The organism is Paenibacillus sp. BR2-3 (assembly GCF_046529485.1).
In the GTDB taxonomy this organism is placed as follows: domain Bacteria; phylum Bacillota; class Bacilli; order Paenibacillales; family Paenibacillaceae; genus Paenibacillus_AQ.
This window is the reverse complement of the sequence record NZ_CP126311.1, coordinates 4,814,009-4,831,897: the sequence shown is the minus strand read 5'-3', so window position 1 is coordinate 4,831,897 and position 17,889 is coordinate 4,814,009. Positions and strand designations below refer to the sequence as shown.

The window sequence follows — 17,889 nt, the reverse complement described above, 5'->3', positions numbered from 1 at the left end:
AAGGCTGTTCCCAAGTCCTCATGGACAACGGGAGCAGCCTTATTTTAGTGTGCGAACTGAAATAATAATTACCCTGCGGCAGGGGCAGTGTTGCCCTGCTCCTCTTCAGCCTCATGCCGGATCAGGGAATGCTTCTCCCAAGCCCGGCTCCGCCAGCGGAAGTACATAATAACAGCACGGACCCATTCATCCGCAGCCGTAGCGAGCCAGACACCCGCTAACCCGAGGTGAAGCTGGAAAACCAGAAAATAACCTAGCGGCAGGCTCATGCAGACCATGGAGAGCAGCCCCATATAGACGGGGAATTTGGCGTCACCCGAGGCGCGCAGCGAGTTGATGATCACCAAATTGCAGGTGCGGCCCGATTCCAGGAAGAAGCTGAGCAGAATAACCTGCGCTCCCATCAGGATGATGTTCTCATTTTCCGTAAAGAGGCCAAGCAGGGGTACCCGGAAAATAATGACGAGAGCGTCGATGATGACCGTAGCAAGCAGTGCCCATTTTACACTGGAAAACACACGCGTATAGGCTTCCTGCGGCCTTTTTGCCCCGACGAGGTGGCCGACGATGATGGAAGTACCCATGGATACCGCTACACTGAACAGAAAAATATAGCTGGAGATGTTAAGCGCATATTGGCGTGCAGCCATAGCTTCAGCCCCCAAATACGTAATATACAATGTAAATACAAGCTGGCAGGACTGATAGGTTATGGATTCGAAAGCAGACGGAATGCCTATCTTCAGAATCTGAAGCACATATTTTTTGGAAAGATGAAGGTAATAGCTCCACTGTACCCTTACCTCCATAATGTTGTACAGCAGCAGAAAGAACAGGATTAGACAGATAAAGCGGCTGGTTATGGTTGAGATTGCCGCCCCTTGGACTCCAAGCGCTGGAAAGCCAAAGTGGCCGAAGATTAAGACATAATTGCCGACTACATGAATGATGTTCATCAGCAGGGAAACCACCATGGTCTGTTTCGTAAATCCGTGGGTGCGGATGGTGGCAGCCAGTGCATTGATCAAGGCCTGAAAAAAGATAAAGCCCCCAACGATCTTGATATAGGACTGGGCATGAACGAGAATATCACCCTTCACATTTAAAGCGAGCAGCAGGTTTTTTCCGAACAGGAACAACAATGCACTAAGAATAAGGCCCACGGCCAAATTTAGAGTTAAGGCATTGCCGATCACCTTGGCGGCTTCCAGCGGCCTTTTCGAACCGAGATATTGGGATATGACAATCGCTGCGCCATTTCCGATTACACTTAGCACCAGGATGGCCATGGCAATAATCTGATTCGCTGCCCCGACGCCCGAAACGGCATTATCCGAAACGGAGCTGATCATAAAGGTATCGACACTGCCCATCAGCATGAACAGAAACAGCTCCAGGAAGATCGGCCAGGTCAGCCGCACAAGATTCATTTCTTTAGGTTTCAAAATTGCACCTTCTTATAAAATATACTTGATTGCAGTGGATGTTTTAAACAAAGGGTAATGTTAGCACAGCTTTTATAAAAATGCATCAGTTTTCCTCAAATAAAGCATAATATTACGCAGTGTTAGAGCCTGCAGCTACCCAATAGTATCCTACAGGTAACTACAGCACAATGAAGTGCCTACTTCCGTTTTGGAATGTAAGCAACTACAATAAGTGTAGAACTTACAAAAATATATCGACGAGGAGAACTAAAACCTATGAAGCTGCAATTAGCGCTAGATCTTGTAGATATTGCCGGAGCAAAAGAAGTGGTGGCCGAGGTCGCCGAATATATAGATGTTGTCGAAATTGGAACACCGATTGTCATTAACGAAGGACTGCATGCGGTAAAAGCAATCAAAGATACCTTTCCTTCACTGACTGTCCTGGCGGATCTGAAGATTATGGATGCCGGCGGTTATGAAGTAATGAAGGCTGTCGAAGCCGGCGCGGATATTGTAACTGTACTGGGTGTATCCGATGACTCCACGATCAAAGGTGCTGTAGAAGAAGCCAAAAAACAAAACAAGGAAATTCTGGTGGACCTCATCAACGTCAAGGATATCAAGGCCAGAGCTGCAGAGGTTGATGCACTTGGCGTAGATTACATCTGTGTGCATTCCGGTTACGATCATCAAGCGGAGGGAAAAAATTCCTTCGATGATCTGAACGCAATCAAAAGTGTTGTGAAAAATGCCAAAACAGCCATTGCCGGCGGGATCAAGCTTGCAACTCTGCCTGAAGTTATTCGTGCGAACCCGGATCTGGTTATTGTTGGCGGCGGCATTACCGGCGAAGCGGATATGAAGGCTGCGGCAGCGGAAATGAAGCGCCTCGTCAGCCAGGCATAAGATTTTATGGAGACCGTACAGTATGCGCAGCAAATTGTAAATGAGCTTCAACGTTCAGTGTTACAGCTTGAAGAAGAAGAGGCCGAGCAATTTGCGGGGCTTCTTCTTCGTTCGAACAAGATTTTTGTAGCCGGTGCGGGAAGATCAGGACTGATGGGACGGGCATTCGCTATGCGGCTGATGCAGGCCGGGAAAGAAGCATATGTCGTAGGAGAGACCGTTACGCCAGGTATCGACAAGGAGGATGTACTGGTTCTCGGTTCGGGTTCGGGAGAGACCAAGGGTCTGATTTCCATGGCAGAGAAGGCCAAATCTCTCGGTGCAGCAGTGGTTGCTGTAACGATAACACCGACATCGACGATTGGAACCTTGGCGGACTACATTGTAAAACTGCCGGGCTCTCCCAAGGATCAGGATAGTGGAGATTACAGTACCATTCAGCCCATGGCATCGTTATTCGAGCAAACGATGCTGGTATTCTATGATGCAGTTATTCTTCGCATGATGGAGAAGACGGGACAGACTACCAAGCAGATGTTCGGCAAACACGCCAATTTGGAGTAGCCTCGGAACTGCACACGAAGTGTAGTATGATGTAGGGGAGAGGAGGCTGCTCAAGATGGCTACGGAAATTAAAGATCGGATTAACCTGAAGGAAATCAACTGCGAGAAAGAGCTTACGCTTGCTGTAATCGGCGGCAAATGGAAGCTGATTATTCTATGGCATCTCGGACTTGAAGGTACGAAGCGATTCAGCGAGCTGAAAAGGCTCATTCCCCATATTACGCAAAAAATGCTCACGAACCAGCTGCGGGAGTTGGAGGAAGATCAGCTTGTCCTGCGTAAAGTGTATGCGGAGGTCCCGCCCAGAGTAGAATACTCTTTAACGGAATATGGTCAAAGCCTGCTTCCCGTGCTGCGTATGATGTATGATTGGGGCAAGAACTACGGGGAGAATGTGATCTGGAAAGATAATCCGACAGCTTGCAAAGAATGAGATATATAGGAAAATGGTATCCGAACAGGAAGAAGCATATTATATCCGCCGCTCACAAGGCGTGGGTATGGTAATTACGGCTTGTGTATACGTAAATGAGGGCGGCAAAGGATTTCATGGTGAATTTGGCGCCGACAGGGATGAACTGCTTCCAAGCTTGCGGAAATTGGCTGAGGCCATCAAGGGCCAGGGGGCAAAGGCCATCCTGCAAATTTTCCACGGCGGCCGCCAGTGTCCCCCTGTACTGCTTCCTGACGGTCAAACGGTCAGCGCCAGCGCAGTTCCGGCAGAATTGCCCGCCAACACGTATTTGATTCAGCAGTTTTTCTCCCCGCATTCGAATATTCGTGATGACTGCTGGGGCGGCAGTCTGGAGAAACGGTTGACATTCCCGTTAGCTGTTGTGGACGCAGTGAAACACGCGGTATCGGAGCATGCAGATTCTTCACTCCTCGTCGGTTATCGTTTTTCGCCGGAGGAGCCTGAGACACCGGGCATTACAATGGCGGAGACCTTTGCACTGATTGATGCGCTGAAGGAGAAAGATCTGGATTATCTGCACGTTTCACTGCAGGACTTCTGGGCTCTTCCCCGCCGCGGGACGGAAGATCCGCGTCCGCGCATCGAGCAGATTCTCGACCGTGTTGCCGGCAAGGTGCCGGTCATCGGCGTAGGGTCACTCTACAGTGCTGACGATGCGCTGAAGGCTCTGGAGACCGGTATTGCACTTGTGGCCCTGGGCCGCCCGCTCCTGATTGATCCGGACTGGGTTCAAAAGGTAGAGCAAGGCAATGAAGAAGAAATCCAGACAGAGCTGGACCCTTCAGCACAGTCTGACCTTGTGATCCCCGATCCTCTCTGGGGTGCGCTGATCCATACACCTGGATGGCTGCCGATCAAGGGCTAACGAACGTATCAGAGCAGGAAACTTAAAAACACCTTTGCCTGGGGATTTTCCGGCAAAGGTGTTTTGTTGTGAAGGCGAATCTGACTGTTACAGCTATTAGGCCTTCTGCTCAAACAGCTTGGCAATCTCTATGATGACCTTCGTTGCTTTGACCATATTGTCCGCAGAGGCATATTCAAACTTGCCGTGGAAGTTCTCTCCACCGGTAAAGATATTAGGAGTCGGCATTCCCATATAGGATAACTGTGAGCCGTCGGTTCCCCCGCGAATGGGGCGGATAACCGGTACGATTCCCAGATTCTCCATGGCTTCATGGGCAATATCAACGATCTGGCGTACAGGTTCGATTTTTTCACGCATATTATAATATTGGTCATTCATTTCAAGCGAAATTTGGTCTTGGCCGTAGAGGCTCTTGAATTCATCCACAAGACTGGCAACAACAGCTTTCCGGCTCTCAAAATGCTCCCTGTCGAAATCGCGGATAATGTAATGCAGCTTGCTCTGTTCCGCATTGCCCTGCATAGAAATGAGATGGTAGAATCCTTCATACCCCTCTGTGAACTCGGGAGCTTCTCCGGCAGGCAGTCTAAGGTGCAGCGCCATGGCAATTTTGGTGGAATGGAGCATCTTGTCCTTGGCGGTGCCTGGGTGGACGTTTACACCACGGATAGTGATTTTAGCCGCCGCCGCATTAAAGCTCTCATATTCCAGCTCGCCCAGCGGTCCGCCGTCCACGGTATACGCATAAGTCGCACCGAAGGCCGGAACATCAAATTTATGCGGTCCGCGTCCAATTTCCTCGTCGGGAGTGAACGCCACTCTCAGGGTGCCGTGCTTGATTTCAGGATGGTTAATGAGATAAGCCATAGCGGTCATAATCTCAGCAATCCCGGCTTTGTTGTCCGCACCAAGCAGGGTAGTGCCGTCTGTTGTGATCAGTGTATGACCCTTATATTCGTTAAGCTCAGGAAAGCTTACCGGGGAAAGGACAATGTTCAAATCTTGGTTTAAAATCAGGTCCCCACCCTCATAGTTGTCCACGATTTGCGGCTTTACATCTTTGCCCGTAAAATCGGTAGCCGTATCCAAATGGGCCAAGAAACCGATGACCGGAATTTCTTTGTCGCTGTTACCGGGAAGAGTAGCCATCACATACCCGTTTTTATCCATACTAACCTCTTGCATGCCAATTTCCTGAAGCTCCTCTACGAGCTTGCGGGCAAGCACCAGCTGTCCTGGCGTTGAGGGGCAGGTTTCGCTATCCTCATTCGATTGTGTGTCAATTTTGGCGTAGGAAATAAAACGGTTCATAACCTCTTGCTTCAACTTACCCATCTCCTCTGTATAGTCGTAGATATATAGTATCATTTTCTGCGATTAGTCTCATCTTCATGCTTTCGGGGAGGTTCTTTACAGATGATTATGGCGCTTTCATCGTTGTTCCTCCCTTTTTTTAGTGTGGAATTTTGTCGAATAGTGGTGGTCAAGAGAACCACGGATACTTTTATGGCTATTATTCATAATAAAAGTAAGGCTGACATCCGGAGAGAAGCGGTCCCTCTCTTCCGGCGGTCAGCCTTACTTATAATTTGGTTAGTTCAAGGAATTATTCCCCTTTAATTGCTGCTGCAGCAAGCTCATAGGAGCGCAAGCGGGCAGAATGGTCGTAGATCTGTGACGCAATGATAAATTCATCGGCATCTGTTTCCGTAAGGATTTGCTGTATTCTTGCGCGTACCGCCGTTTTATCTCCGGAAATGGAATACTGGAGTTTATCCTGGAGGATGGCTTTCTCCTGAAGAGACCATAATTCTTCCATACTTTCGACAGGAGGCTGCAGCTTGCCGGTACGGCCGCGGATGATATTTAGAAATTGCTGCTGCTGAGAGGTAGCCAGTTTGCGGGCTTCTTCGACCGTTTCCGCTGCAGTAATGCTTAGTCCGACCATAACATGTGGTTTATCCAGATGCTCTGAAGGCTGAAAACTGCTCCGGTATAAATGCAGAGCGGGAAGCAGATAATCGGGCGCGAAATGGCTGGCAAAGGCAAAGGGCAGACCCAATTGGCCAGCCAGACGTGCGCTGAACCCGCTGCTGCCAAGCAGCCAAATGGGAATATTCAGGCCTTCACCGGGAATCGCGCGAACACCCGGGGGACGGGAGCCGCCCCCGGCAAGGTCAAAATACGCACGCAGCTCGCTAAGCTGCTCCGGGAAATCACTGCCATCGCTGCCAAGACCCCGGCGAAGTGCCCGGGAAGCTGGCTGATCGGATCCCGGAGCCCGTCCGAGTCCAAGATCAATGCGCCCGGGAAATAAGGATTCCAGTGTGCCGAATTGTTCGGCGATAACAAGCGGCGCATGGTTAGGCAGCATGATCCCGCCTGAACCCACGCGGATACTTTTCGTTCCGGCGGCTACATGCCCGATTACGAGCGAAGTAGCAGAGCTGGCAATACCGGGCATATTGTGATGTTCCGCCAGCCAGTATCGGTGGTATCCCCACACCTCGGCATGACGGGCCAAATCGAGTGTGTTATGAAGTGATTCCGCAGCTGTGCCGCCTTCCACTATGGGAGCCAGATCCAGTACGGAGATAGGAATGTCGTGCAATTGCTTCAATACGATCCCTCCTGTAATAATACTTCTATATCTTAAGCAGTATTTGCAGCTTGGAACTGATCTACACCGCTAGTATAACATGAAATTAAATCATTTACATACTTTAAGTAAGTTGGAGGACCTCTGACATCGCGGAAAATTACTGTACTGCAATCATCTATGAATGTACTGGTGAAAAGGTTTTCAAATTAAGCCATAGCAGGTCGTAAGTAGTAGGGTTAACGGAATGAAAATTTGCCCAATTTCCTATCATTATTATTTGGCGGTGCATATTATGCCGTCATGGTATAGATAAAGTTCTATTTTTTAGGAGAAAAAAACAATTGTAAGCGGTTTTAAAAAGTGCTTGTGCTTTTGTGGGCACCTTGCTATAATCACCTTGAAAAGGTTTTCTAAAAAGGAAGTAAACACTTATGAAGCCAACAATAAGAGATGTCGCCAAGATGGCCCAAGTATCCATCAGCACCGTATCACGTGTGATGAATGCACCGGAAACCGTGGTGGAAAGTAAACGCAGCAGGGTAATAAATGCAATTGAGATGCTGAAATATCAGCCCAATGCATTTGCACGGGGTCTGATCTACAAGAAGTCTTTCACGCTCGGCTTGCTCATCCCGGATATTGAGAACCTGTACTTTGCAGGTGTGATCCGGGGAATGCAGGATGCGTGCATCAAGCTCGGTTATAGTCTGATGATTTGTAATACGGACCGTGACAAGGAGCGTCTGCTATCTTACATTGATGCCTTTCATGAGAAACAGGTAGACGGAATTGTGTTCGCCAGTGATGTTTTGTACCCTGAGTATTATGACAAGCTGGTAGGCTGCCGGATTCCCTTTGTGCTTCTCTCCTCCCACTCTGATGAATTTGATGAGATTCCTTGTGTGGAAGTCGATGATGAGGTTGCAGCTTACGATGCGGTGAAATTTCTGATTGAGCTGGGCCACAAGCAAATCGGGATGATCGGTTTTAACCATGATAACTCCATATCTGGTCCGCCTCGCTACGATGGATTTGTAAGAGCTTTGACTGAATTCGGCTTGGATCACAACGTGGAGAAGATCAAATACGCCAATCACCGCTTTGAACATGCCTATCAAGCAGCGCATGAGTTATTCACCGAGCATCCGGATGTAACAGCCGTATTCTGCGTCGCTGACGAATTCGCTATGGGCACTATTTCTTATCTGAAAGACCGGAACATCCTTGTTCCAGGGCAAGTGTCAGTCGTAGGATTTGATAACCTGCGCATGTCCAGTATGTTTATTCCGAAGCTGACTACCATCGCCCAGCCGATTTATGAACTGGGATACCGCGCAGCCGAGAAGATACATGAACTGCTCTCTACAGGGACCGTTGTGGTAAAGCGCGAGAAGATGGAGCATAAATTAATTGTAAGAGAATCATCACGGGAAAAATGAGAATCTCTCATTTTCTTTTCTGAACAATTTGAAAAGCTTTTCACCATAGTCGAGTTCCAATGTTATTTAACCCTTTATTAATAGATTCGCGAGATGTAAAGATTGAGAATTAAAGGGGATATATATCAATTATAGTATTGGAAACGCATTCACGGTGTGTTATCATGTGAATGAAAGCGTTATTATTATCGTTCCAAGAGCAGATTCAAATTTTTAACGATGTATATGAATCTTTTTGAAAAGCTTTGCAAGGAGGTGATCAGCCACACGAGGCTCTGGCATCCAGATTAGCAGATCGAATCAAGCTGCAATTTTCCAAACCAATTAAAGGGGATGTATGAAAAGATGAAAAAAGCTTCAGGACGTAAAATGTCGTTAGCTTTGGTGCTTGGTCTATCATTCACAATGATACTTAGCGCATGCGGTAATGGAGGCAATAACAGCGCCGCGCCGACAGATCCTCCAGCAGCAACGAACAACTCAGCAGCTAACAACCAGCCATCGACAGATAATGCCAGTAAGGAAACAGCTGGCTCACCACTGGAACTGGCGATGAAGGGTGACTATAAAGGAACAAAGGTAACGATGTTCGGCCCGTTCGTAGATGCCGACCAAGTGAAATTTGAGAACAGCATTAAGGATTTCGAAGCTAAAACAGGCATTGATATTCAATATGAAGGCTCCAAAGAGTTCGAAGCTACCATCAACATTCGTGTTGACGGAGGCAACGCTCCGGATATTGCCGACTTCCCGCAGCCGGGTCTGCTGGCAGCCATTGCAAAGACCGGCAAAGTAGTCGATCTGACCAATGTTCTGGATCAGGAGAAATTGAAAGCGAACTACAACCAAAGCTGGCTTGATATGGGTACTATGGACGGCAAAGACGGTAAGATCTTGTCCGGTATCTGGAGCCGCAGTAACGTAAAGAGCCTTGTGTGGTATCCTAAGAAACAATTTGAGGAAGCCGGATACAAAGTTCCTGAAACTTGGGATGAAATGTTAGCTTTGACTGAGCAAATTGCTAAAGACGGCGACCCTGCATGGGCTATTGGTATTGAAAGCGGCGCAGCAACAGGCTGGGCAGCAACGGACTGGGTAGAGGATATTATGCTTCGTACAACTACCCCTGAGAACTATGACAAATGGGTTAAGGGTGAGCTTCCATTCACTTCCCCAGAGGTTAAAAATGCGGTTGAAGTGATGTCCAAAATTTGGATGAACAAAGATTATGTATATGGCGGCACGAAATCCATCGTAACTACTGCCTTCGGCGATGCTCCAAAACCAATGTTCGACAACCCGCCGAAAGCCTGGTTCCACCGTCAAGGCAACTTTATTACAAGCTTCTTCCCTGAAACAGTTAAAGCAGATGTGGATTATGACTGGTTCTACCTGCCATCTATTGATCCGCAGTACGGCAAGCCAGTACTTGTAGGCGGCGACATTTACGCTATGTTCAATGACCGTCCTGAGGTTCGTGCGGTTATGGAATTCTTCACTACAGGCGAATCCGTTAAGACTTGGGTTCAATCCGGTGGTATGATCGCACCAATGAAAGATGCTTCTCTTGACTGGTACGCCTCCGAATCCGACCGCCGTATGGCGAAGCTGGTTCAAGATGCTTCCACACTCCGCTTTGATGGTTCTGACTTGATGCCTGGTAAAGTAGGCGCAGGAACGTTCTGGAAAGGCATGACCGACTATGTGAGTGGAACAGCTACCCTGGATCAAGCACTCGAGCAAATTCAGTCGGGCTGGAAGAACTAATAAAAAAGGATCAGGCAACAATGATCTTTTGATCGATTAGCACTACACATGAAGAGGGGCAGCGAGAATTTGAAGGAAAAACTGCCCCTCTTTTTATTTTTCCAAATTAAGGTTGTGAACATGCTTACGAAGAGAGTTTTGCCGAGCAAAACTTATAGGAGGAGCTAATATGGGTGCACAAGCAAAGCAAAGAATCAGCATAAAAGCGGTTCTCTTATCCCTGGTCGTATTATTAGCCAATATCGTAATTAACGGGCTGATTTTCATGTTTTTCCGGGATTCGACGCTAAATCCGCTGGTAACTGCGATTCTTGCCGTCCTTTGGGGCGTTCTAGGCGTTTATCTGATTTACTATACCCTGACATGGGCGGTTGAACAGTACCCTGATTATATCCGCAGGAAGGTTCTTCCTTACATTTTTATCGGACCCGCAGTTCTCATCCTGGGCTGGTTATTGATTTTGCCTGCACTGCGGACACTGTACTTAAGCTTTTTCAATGCCTCTTCAGAGGAATTTGTCGGTCTGAGCAACTATGCGGCAATATTCAGCGATCGTCTCATGGCGACTGCGCTGCGTAACAATCTGCTATGGGTGTTCGTTGGGACCCTGGCTTGCGTAACCTTTGGATTATTAATTGCAATCCTTGCGGACCGCAGCAGCTATGAGAAAATTGCCAAATCTATCATTTTCATGCCAATGGCCATTTCTTTTGTTGCGGCAGGGGTTATCTGGAAATTTGTTTACTACTACCAGCCGGGTGAAGAACAGATTGGTTTCCTTAATGCGATCGTAACCTTTTTCGGGGGCGAGCCGCAGGCATGGACCAGTATGCTGCAGCCGTGGAACAACTTTTTCCTCATTGTCATTCTGATTTGGATGCAGACGGGTTTTGCGATGGTTATTTTCTCCGCAGCAATCAAGGGTGTTCCCGAAGATATCATGGAAGCAGCACGTGTGGATGGCGCGACTGAGATCAAAATCTTTTTTGGTATTATGATTCCATACATTTCAACCACGATCCTGACGGTCACAACGACCATTATTGTCTTTACGCTGAAAATATTTGACGTCGTCATGGTGATGACGGGTGGTCAATACGATACAGAGGTGGTAGCGACTCAGTTCTACCGGCAGTTCTTTATGTACCGTAATTTCGGTTACGGCTCAACGCTGGCTATCGTTCTGCTGATTGCAGTCCTGCCTGTAATTATTATTAATCTGCGTCAGTTCCGCAAGCAGGGGGGATTCTAATGGTCGGCAAGAAGAAAAGAAAAGGTAGCAAGACAGTTGTTAATATTGCGCTGGGAATCATCTGCTTTATCTGGTTGCTTCCGACGCTGGGGCTGTTCATCTCATCCTTCCGGCCTGCGGCAGATATTTTGCACACCGGTTGGTGGAAGGTATTCCCGCATCAGGAATGGAAGTCAGGCAAGACAGTGCAATTATCCAAAGATGTGGATCTCCGGCAGCCTATAGAGGTGAACGGCAAGACCTACAGTGATGATCAGTTAAAAGCGGGTGTTACCGTAGACGGCAGCCGTCTCATGTGGGAGAACCGCAGAGCGCGGACGGTGAATGAGCAGGTGCAAGGCTGGGTAACGAAGCCTGAGCTTACGCTCGATAATTATAACAATGTGCTTTCCGGCAAAGAGTACAAACTCAAGGAAGCAGACGGCAGTGAAACTGTGCAAAAGGGTTCGGGTCTGTCCCAAGCCTTCTGGAATACGCTCACGATAGCCGTTCCAGCAACCGTAATACCGGTACTGATCGCTTCTTTTGCCGCCTATGCCTTCGCATGGCTGCGGTTTCCGGGACGCAGAACATTGTTCGTCATTATTATTGCAATGCTTGTAATCCCGATTCAGGTAGCACTGATTCCGGTGCTGAAGGATTATACATCGCTCGGACTGAACGGCAGTTATTTAGGCATTTGGCTGGCGCATACCGCTTTTGGTTTACCGCTGGTCACCTACTTTATGTACAACTTCATCAGCCAACTGCCAAAAGATTTGTTTGAATCGGCATTTATTGACGGAGCGAGCCACTTTACTATTTTCAGCAGACTGATTCTTCCCTTGTCCGTGCCGGCGCTGGCATCCATCGGAATCTTCCAGTTCCTGTGGGTATGGAATGATTACCTCGTTTCTCTTATCTTTATCGGAAATCAGCCGGGCGTACAGGTTATGTCTATGAAAATCGCTGACCTCGTTGGATCACGCGGCAATGACTGGCATTTGCTCACCTCGGCTGCGTTTATCTCGATGCTGATGCCGCTGGCTATTTTCTTCCTGCTGCAAAAGTACTTCGTAAGAGGTTTGATGGGCGGATCGGTAAAAGGTTAATGGCGGCCGTATAAACAGAATTAAAAGAAAACATGAACAGGAGCAGTCTGCTGCTAGGAGGAGCCACTTACAGATGAAGATGAAACCATACGAACATCCAGAAGCCTTATACCCATACCATGAATGGAGCCTGGGTGAAGATGCCTATGATGATGAGAACAACCAAAGAAGCGAGAGTGTGTTTGCACTCGGCAACGGATATATCGGCATGCGGGGCAATTTTGAAGAAGGATATCATGGGATTGCAGGGGCGTCGGTCACCGGCAACTATCTGAACGGATTTTTCGATTCTGAACCGATTGTTTATCCCGAAGGTGCGTACGGATATCCTTCCCGCAACCAGGCTATGCTCAACGTTACCGATGCCAAAATTATTGAACTCAGTATCGAAGGTCACCTCTTTCATTTAAATAGCGGGCAAGTGCATCGTTATGAGCGGACTCTCGATATGAAAAATGGTATTCTGCACCGTCAGGTCGAATGGGAGTCTCCTGCGGGCCACCGGGTACTCTTGCAGATCCGGCGGATGATCACCCTGCAGCATAAGCATTTGGCGGCTGTGGATTATCAGGTTACCGCGCTGAATTTTGACGGTACGGTTACGTTCCATTCGGTTATGGACGGCAAAATCGCCAAGCAAGAGGCTACCGACGATCCCCGGCTTGGGGCTGGGAGTGCAGAACCGAGCCTTCTCCCGGAAGGTGCCGGCCATGGTGAGTCATTTATATGGATGAAGCAGCGTACGCGGCATACCCAATTTGCGCTGTTAACCGCTATGAGTCATAGACTTCACTCTGCATCCGGTCATGAAATGACGGAGAAGCAGGAGGGAGAGCGCATCTCCGCCGAATTTGCAGTGCCGGTATTCAAAGGGGAGACCGTATCGCTTACCAAATATATTTCGTATCATACCTCCAAGGATTATCCGGAAGGCGAGTTGATGAACCGGACTGCAGATGTGCTGCAGATGGCGGAGAATCTCGGCTTCGGCGGTCTTGCTACTGAACAGCAGGTATACCTGGATGCGTTCTGGAGCCGGACGGATGTGGAAATTAACGGTGATCCTGCGCTGCAGCAGGGGATACGCTTTAATGCATTCCAGCTGCTGCAATCGGTGGGAAGAGATGGAGTTACGAATATTGGAGCCAAGGGTTTGACCGGTGAAGGCTATGAAGGTCATTACTTCTGGGATACCGAAATGTACGTGCTGCCTTTCTTCACCTATACCCAGCCGGAGATCAGCCGGGCACTGCTGGATTTCCGCTATGCCACTCTTGGCAAGGCGCGGGAGCGGGCTGCGGTTATGTCCCAGAAAGGCGCGTTATTTCCATGGCGCACGATTGACGGAGAAGAGAACTCTTCCTACTTCCCGGCAGGCACGGCACAGGCGCATATCAATGCCGATATCGCCTATGGGCTGAAGCAATACGTACAAGCTACAGGGGATTATGATTTTCTGGCCGCCAAGGGCGCGGAGATTCTGTTCGAAACCTCCCGTTTCTGGGCCGACATGGGTCATTTCAACCCGGCGCGCGGCGGGGCTTTCTGCATCGATGCGGTGACAGGTCCGGACGAATACACAGCTATCGTTAACAATAATGCTTATACCAATTTGATGGTGCAGGATCAATTGAATTTTGCGGTTGAGACTGCAGGGCTGCTGCGCACGCAATATCCGCAGGACTATGAGCGCCTCCAGCAGTCCATCGGTCTGACTGAGGAAGAAGTTCAAGGCTGGGCGGAAGCGGCGCGGCAGATGTTCATTCCTTTTGATGAGGATCTTGGAATTTACGCGCAGGATGATACGTTCCTTACCAAGAAGAAGTGGGATTTCGACAATACACCTGCGGATAAGTACCCGCTGCTCCTGAATTACCACCCGCTTGTCATTTACCGGCATCAGGTGCTGAAGCAGGCGGACCTGGTTATGGCCATGTTCCTGCAGGGTGAAAAATTCACCTTGGCGGATAAAATCAGGAACTATAACTATTATGAGCCGCTAACGACCCATGATTCATCGCTGTCGCCTTGCATTCATAGTATTGTCTCTGCGGAAATAGGAGATTTGGAAGGGGCCTACTCGTATTTCGACCGCACAGTGCGGATGGATCTCGATGATATCAACCGGAACGCCAAAGACGGACTTCATACGGCTGCGATGTCGGGCTCGTGGATGTCTATTGTAAATGGATTCGGGGGAATGCGGCTTAACGATGGAGTGTTAGGCTTTAAACCGGCGCTTCCGGCCCAGTGGGATAGCTACCGCTTCAAGATTGTAAGTCTGGGTCAACTGGTTGATATTTTTGTCAGCCGTGAAGAAGTGGTCTACACCCTTCTGGAAGGGGACGGCCTTATGATCAAACATAAGGGACATCCTCTGACGCTTACACTACAGGAGCCGGTAAGGATTTCGCTAGCGCAGAAGCTGGAGGCTGTAATTTTTGACCTCGACGGTGTCATTACGGACTCTGCGGAATATCATTATCTGGCATGGAAAGAGCTGGCTGAAGAGCTCGGACTTGTCTTTGACCGGGAAAAGAATGAGCGGCTTAAAGGTGTCAGCCGAATGGAGTCTCTGGAAATTGTGCTGGAGAATAGCGGATTCCATTTATCCGCGCAAGAGAAACTGGCTTTGGCTACGAAGAAGAATGACAACTACAAGCTGATGGTTGAACGCATTACGCCTGCGGATTTATTGCCGGGGATTGGTGAGCTGTTGACAGGTTTGCAGTCACGCGGGATTTCTATCGGATTAGCCTCGGCCAGTCATAATGCCCCGTTAATTCTGGACAGATTAGAGGCTGGTCACTGGTTCCAGGCTGTAGCCGATCCGGGAAGTATCCGTAAGGGCAAGCCTGATCCGGAGATTTTCCTGAAGGCTGCAGAAATGCTGGGTGTGGACCCCGGGAACTGTATCGGTGTTGAAGATGCCGAAGCCGGTGTGAGCGCGATCAAAGGCGCGGGCATGAAAGCGGTGGGTATCGGGTCCCTGGAGCAGCTTGGAGCTGCCGACCTGTTGCTTTCTTCCACTTCTGAGCTGACTGTAGAGAAGCTGCTGAGGCTGATGGAAGAAGGTAAATAGGTTGATCTAAATATTTGCAATATATTAGAAAAACAGCAAGTCTCCGATTGTTGGAGACTTGCTGTTTTTGGTGTACGCCCAGCATGGGCGTCATCTTTAGGGTGAAAGTCCCGAACGGGGGCTGGCGAGCGCCAACCGTTAGCCAAGGGCAAGGGTGTCCATCGCGAGGTGGAATCTGAAGGGAACCGGAGGCAAATGCACGGGTCAAGGTACACGAACCCAATTCGAGGCAGGGTTAGTTGGATGAGTTGCCACTACACAACGAAATCCCGAGCCGCCAAAGGCTAGCTCTGTAAACTTGGGGGGCCGCGGGCAGACAGATGACGTTCTTATTCTTAGGAGGCCTGCCGGATAAGCGTAGAAAAAAATCGTAACCGCAGCCGAGAGGCTGCGCTGAACCGGCAGGTGTCAGCAGAGGCCATAGTGCGTAAGTCTGATGGCTAGAATCGCGCAAAAGGTAACTGACAAAGAGGTCTTGAAACTGATTTGCGCCTATTTGAAAGCCGGAGGAATGGCAGAGCTAGAGAAGACGGAAGAAGGAACGCCACGAGGTGGGCCTCTCAGTCCCCTTTTAGCCAACATTTTGCTGGATGACTTGGATAAAGAACTGTCCAGACGAGGATAGGGATTCGTCCGCTATGCGGACGATTGTCAGATCTTTGTGGCGAGCAAACGTGCAGGTGAACGTGTTATGGAGTCGGTAAGTAGATTTGTAGAAGGAAAGCTGAAACTGAAGGTGAACCAGGAGAAAAGCGCGGTAGCCAGAACCTGGAACCGTTGATCAGAGGGGATTTGTCCCTGTAAATCAGCAAATTCACCTCATACGGCGTGGATTAGAGGGAATTTCCCCCTGTAAATCAGCAAATTCACCTCATACGGCGTGATTAGAGGGAATTCCTCCCTGTAAATCAGCAAATTCACCTCATACGGAGTGGATTAGAGGGAATTCCTCCCTGTAAATCAGCAAATTCACCTCATACGGCGTGGATTAGAGGGAATTTCTCCCTGTAAATCAGCAAATTCACCTCATACGGCGTGATTAGAGGGAATTCCTCCCTGTAAATCAGCAAATTCAGCTCATACGGCGTGATTAGAGGGAATTCCTCCCTGTAAATCAGCAAATTCACCTCATACGGCGTGGATTAGAGGGAATTTCCCCCTGTAAATCAGCAAATTCACCTCATACGGAGTGGATTAGAGGGAATTCCTCCCTGTAAATCAGCAAATTCACCTCATACGACGTGCATTAGAGGGAATTTCTCCCTGTAAATCAGCAAATTCACCTCATACGGCGTGATTAGAGGGAATTTCTCCCTGTAAATCAGCAAATTCACCTCATACGGCGTGATTAGAGGGAATTCCTCCCTGTAAATCAGCAAATTCACCTCATACGGCGTGATTAGAGGGAATTCCTCCCTGTAAATCAGCAAATTCACCTCATACGGAGTGGATTAGAGGGAATTCCTCCCTGTAAATCAGCAAATTCACCTCATACGACGTGCATTAGAGGGAATTTCTCCCTGTAAATCAGCAAATTCACCTCATACGGCGTGATTAGAGGGAATTTCTCCCTGTAAATCAGCAAATTCACCTCATACGGCGTGATTTGAGGGAATTCCTCCCTGTAAATCAGCAAATTCACCTCATACGGCGTGATTAGAGGGAATTCCTCCCTGTAAATCAGCAAATTCACCTCATACGGCGTGGATTAGAGGGAATTCCTCCCTGTAAATCAGCAAATTCACCTCATACGGCGTGGATTAGAGGGAATTCCTCCCTGTAATATCCCTGGAACACACTCTGAAGCAGGGTCACCCTGGCAAGTAGAGGGATAATATCCCTCTACTTGCCCGAACAAGCTGGAAAGTTCTTAAAATTTAGTTTCCTCATCCAGAAACATGCAATGATTGCTTAGTGCCGAAGTCGATCTCGCAGTTGAAAAAGAAGATTCGAGAACTAATGAACCGGACATGGTCAATTTCTATGGAGGAGAGAATTAGCCGATTAAACCGCTATTTGATGGATGGGTGAGTTATTTCCGTCTAACCTCGGCAAAGACGCACCTCCAAACCTGGACCAGTGGATTCGGAGAAGACTTCGGATGTGCCTGTGGAAACAATGGCACGCATTCGCGAACTGCGAGTGCTCGGCGTTCCCGTGTGGGCTTGCTTCAAGATGGCAAACTCCCGGCAAGGCGCATGGAAATTGTCCCGGAACACCAATAATGCCCTTCCGAATTCCTATTGGGAATCGAAAGGGCTGAAAAGTTTGCTTTCTCGTTATCTGGAGCTTGGTTAACCTTTTGGAACCGCCGTATTCGGACCCGCATGTACGGTGGTGTGAGAAGGCGGGGGCTTGCCTCCCCTTCTTACTCGATTTGTGTGGTTGCCTTTGCACCTGTCCCGCGGAGCGC

At 48.7% G+C, this 17,889-nt stretch carries 15 protein-coding genes and 2 pseudogenes; 11 read left to right on the top strand and 6 right to left on the bottom strand.

What is annotated here, in order from left to right; all coding sequences use genetic code 11:
• Positions 1-68: 68 nt before the first annotated feature.
• Positions 69-1,430, bottom strand: a complete 1,362-nt coding sequence (locus PaeBR_RS23195; protein WP_410515288.1) for an MATE family efflux transporter — start codon at positions 1,428-1,430, stop codon at positions 69-71.
• A 273-nt stretch (positions 1,431-1,703) separates the two neighbouring features.
• Here PaeBR_RS23195 and hxlA point away from each other — a divergent pair, with 273 nt between their 5' ends.
• Genes hxlA through PaeBR_RS23175 form a run of 4 tightly spaced genes read left to right on the top strand, consistent with a single transcriptional unit; the run spans position 1,704 to position 4,240 of the window.
• Positions 1,704-2,336, top strand: coding sequence for a 3-hexulose-6-phosphate synthase (hxlA, locus tag PaeBR_RS23190; protein WP_410512783.1), 633 nt, complete (start codon positions 1,704-1,706; stop codon positions 2,334-2,336).
• A gap of 6 nt (positions 2,337-2,342) precedes the next feature.
• Positions 2,343-2,900, top strand: coding sequence for a 6-phospho-3-hexuloisomerase (hxlB, locus tag PaeBR_RS23185; RefSeq protein ID WP_410512782.1), 558 nt, complete (start codon positions 2,343-2,345; stop codon positions 2,898-2,900).
• Positions 2,901-2,955: 55 nt separating this feature from the next.
• Positions 2,956-3,333 (top strand): winged helix-turn-helix transcriptional regulator, encoded by a 378-nt coding sequence (locus tag PaeBR_RS23180; protein ID WP_410512781.1) that lies wholly within the window; start codon positions 2,956-2,958, stop codon positions 3,331-3,333.
• A 13-nt stretch (positions 3,334-3,346) separates the two neighbouring features.
• Positions 3,347-4,240, top strand: a complete 894-nt coding sequence (locus tag PaeBR_RS23175; protein ID WP_410512780.1) for an NADH-dependent flavin oxidoreductase — start codon at positions 3,347-3,349, stop codon at positions 4,238-4,240.
• Positions 4,241-4,336: 96 nt separating this feature from the next.
• On the opposite strand, the gene pepT is transcribed toward PaeBR_RS23175, so the two are convergent.
• Positions 4,337-5,578, bottom strand: a complete 1,242-nt coding sequence (gene pepT / locus PaeBR_RS23170; RefSeq protein WP_410515287.1) for a peptidase T — start codon at positions 5,576-5,578, stop codon at positions 4,337-4,339.
• A 271-nt stretch (positions 5,579-5,849) separates the two neighbouring features.
• Positions 5,850-6,863: an LLM class flavin-dependent oxidoreductase gene (locus PaeBR_RS23165; protein ID WP_410512779.1), complete on the bottom strand. Its 1,014-nt coding sequence runs from the start codon at positions 6,861-6,863 to the stop codon at positions 5,850-5,852.
• Between the two features lie 413 nt (positions 6,864-7,276).
• On the opposite strand from PaeBR_RS23165, the gene PaeBR_RS23160 reads away from it, so the two are divergent.
• From PaeBR_RS23160 to PaeBR_RS23135, 6 genes and pseudogenes are all read left to right on the top strand, one after another.
• Positions 7,277-8,284 carry a LacI family DNA-binding transcriptional regulator gene (locus PaeBR_RS23160; RefSeq protein WP_410512778.1) on the top strand — a complete coding sequence of 336 codons (1,008 nt, stop codon included), beginning with the start codon at positions 7,277-7,279 and terminating at the stop codon, positions 8,282-8,284.
• Between the two features lie 345 nt (positions 8,285-8,629).
• Complete coding sequence (locus PaeBR_RS23155; protein WP_410512777.1) at positions 8,630-10,051, top strand: ABC transporter substrate-binding protein; 1,422 nt, start codon at positions 8,630-8,632, stop codon at positions 10,049-10,051.
• Between the two features lie 169 nt (positions 10,052-10,220).
• A complete protein-coding gene (locus PaeBR_RS23150; RefSeq protein WP_410512776.1) occupies positions 10,221-11,303 on the top strand; it encodes a carbohydrate ABC transporter permease in 1,083 nt (360 codons plus the stop codon).
• Positions 11,303-12,394, top strand: a complete 1,092-nt coding sequence (locus PaeBR_RS23145; RefSeq protein ID WP_410512775.1) for a carbohydrate ABC transporter permease — start codon at positions 11,303-11,305, stop codon at positions 12,392-12,394. The genes PaeBR_RS23150 and PaeBR_RS23145 overlap by 1 nt, the downstream gene beginning before the upstream one ends.
• Before the next feature lie 73 nt (positions 12,395-12,467).
• Entirely contained in the window at positions 12,468-15,476 is a 3,009-nt protein-coding gene (gene pgmB / locus PaeBR_RS23140; protein WP_410512774.1) for a beta-phosphoglucomutase, read from the top strand.
• Between the two features lie 433 nt (positions 15,477-15,909).
• A pseudogene (locus PaeBR_RS23135) lies at positions 15,910-16,254 on the top strand (reverse transcriptase domain-containing protein); the annotation flags it as partial.
• Between the two features lie 196 nt (positions 16,255-16,450).
• Here PaeBR_RS23135 and PaeBR_RS23130 read toward each other — a convergent pair.
• From PaeBR_RS23130 to PaeBR_RS23120, 3 genes are all read right to left on the bottom strand, one after another.
• The gene (locus PaeBR_RS23130; RefSeq protein ID WP_410512773.1) at positions 16,451-16,603 is read right to left on the bottom strand and encodes a hypothetical protein; all 153 of its coding nucleotides are present in this window, start codon (positions 16,601-16,603) and stop codon (positions 16,451-16,453) included.
• A 105-nt stretch (positions 16,604-16,708) separates the two neighbouring features.
• Positions 16,709-16,912 carry a hypothetical protein gene (locus PaeBR_RS23125; protein ID WP_410512772.1) on the bottom strand — a complete coding sequence of 68 codons (204 nt, stop codon included), beginning with the start codon at positions 16,910-16,912 and terminating at the stop codon, positions 16,709-16,711.
• Between the two features lie 53 nt (positions 16,913-16,965).
• Complete coding sequence (locus PaeBR_RS23120; protein WP_410512771.1) at positions 16,966-17,169, bottom strand: hypothetical protein; 204 nt, start codon at positions 17,167-17,169, stop codon at positions 16,966-16,968.
• Between the two features lie 171 nt (positions 17,170-17,340).
• Here PaeBR_RS23120 and PaeBR_RS23115 point away from each other — a divergent pair.
• Positions 17,341-17,774: pseudogene (locus tag PaeBR_RS23115) on the top strand (group II intron maturase-specific domain-containing protein); the annotation flags it as partial.
• Positions 17,775-17,889 lie beyond the last annotated feature (115 nt).

Excerpts from the sequence above, each read along its gene's own strand:
- PaeBR_RS23145 (WP_410512775.1), top strand. The coding sequence starts at position 11,303 with ATGGTCGGCAAGAAGAAAAGAAAAGGTAGCAAGACAGTTGTTAATATT.
- hxlA (WP_410512783.1), top strand. The coding sequence starts at position 1,704 with ATGAAGCTGCAATTAGCGCTAGATCTTGTAGATATTGCCGGAGCAAAA.
- PaeBR_RS23175 (WP_410512780.1), top strand. The coding sequence starts at position 3,347 with ATGGTATCCGAACAGGAAGAAGCATATTATATCCGCCGCTCACAAGGC.
- PaeBR_RS23195 (WP_410515288.1), bottom strand. The coding sequence starts at position 1,430 with ATGAATCTTGTGCGGCTGACCTGGCCGATCTTCCTGGAGCTGTTTCTG.
- pepT (WP_410515287.1), bottom strand. The coding sequence starts at position 5,578 with ATGGGTAAGTTGAAGCAAGAGGTTATGAACCGTTTTATTTCCTACGCC.
- PaeBR_RS23180 (WP_410512781.1), top strand. The coding sequence starts at position 2,956 with ATGGCTACGGAAATTAAAGATCGGATTAACCTGAAGGAAATCAACTGC.
- hxlB (WP_410512782.1), top strand. The coding sequence starts at position 2,343 with ATGGAGACCGTACAGTATGCGCAGCAAATTGTAAATGAGCTTCAACGT.
- PaeBR_RS23160 (WP_410512778.1), top strand. The coding sequence starts at position 7,277 with ATGAAGCCAACAATAAGAGATGTCGCCAAGATGGCCCAAGTATCCATC.
- PaeBR_RS23150 (WP_410512776.1), top strand. The coding sequence starts at position 10,221 with ATGGGTGCACAAGCAAAGCAAAGAATCAGCATAAAAGCGGTTCTCTTA.
- pgmB (WP_410512774.1), top strand. The coding sequence starts at position 12,468 with ATGAAGATGAAACCATACGAACATCCAGAAGCCTTATACCCATACCAT.
- PaeBR_RS23155 (WP_410512777.1), top strand. The coding sequence starts at position 8,630 with ATGAAAAAAGCTTCAGGACGTAAAATGTCGTTAGCTTTGGTGCTTGGT.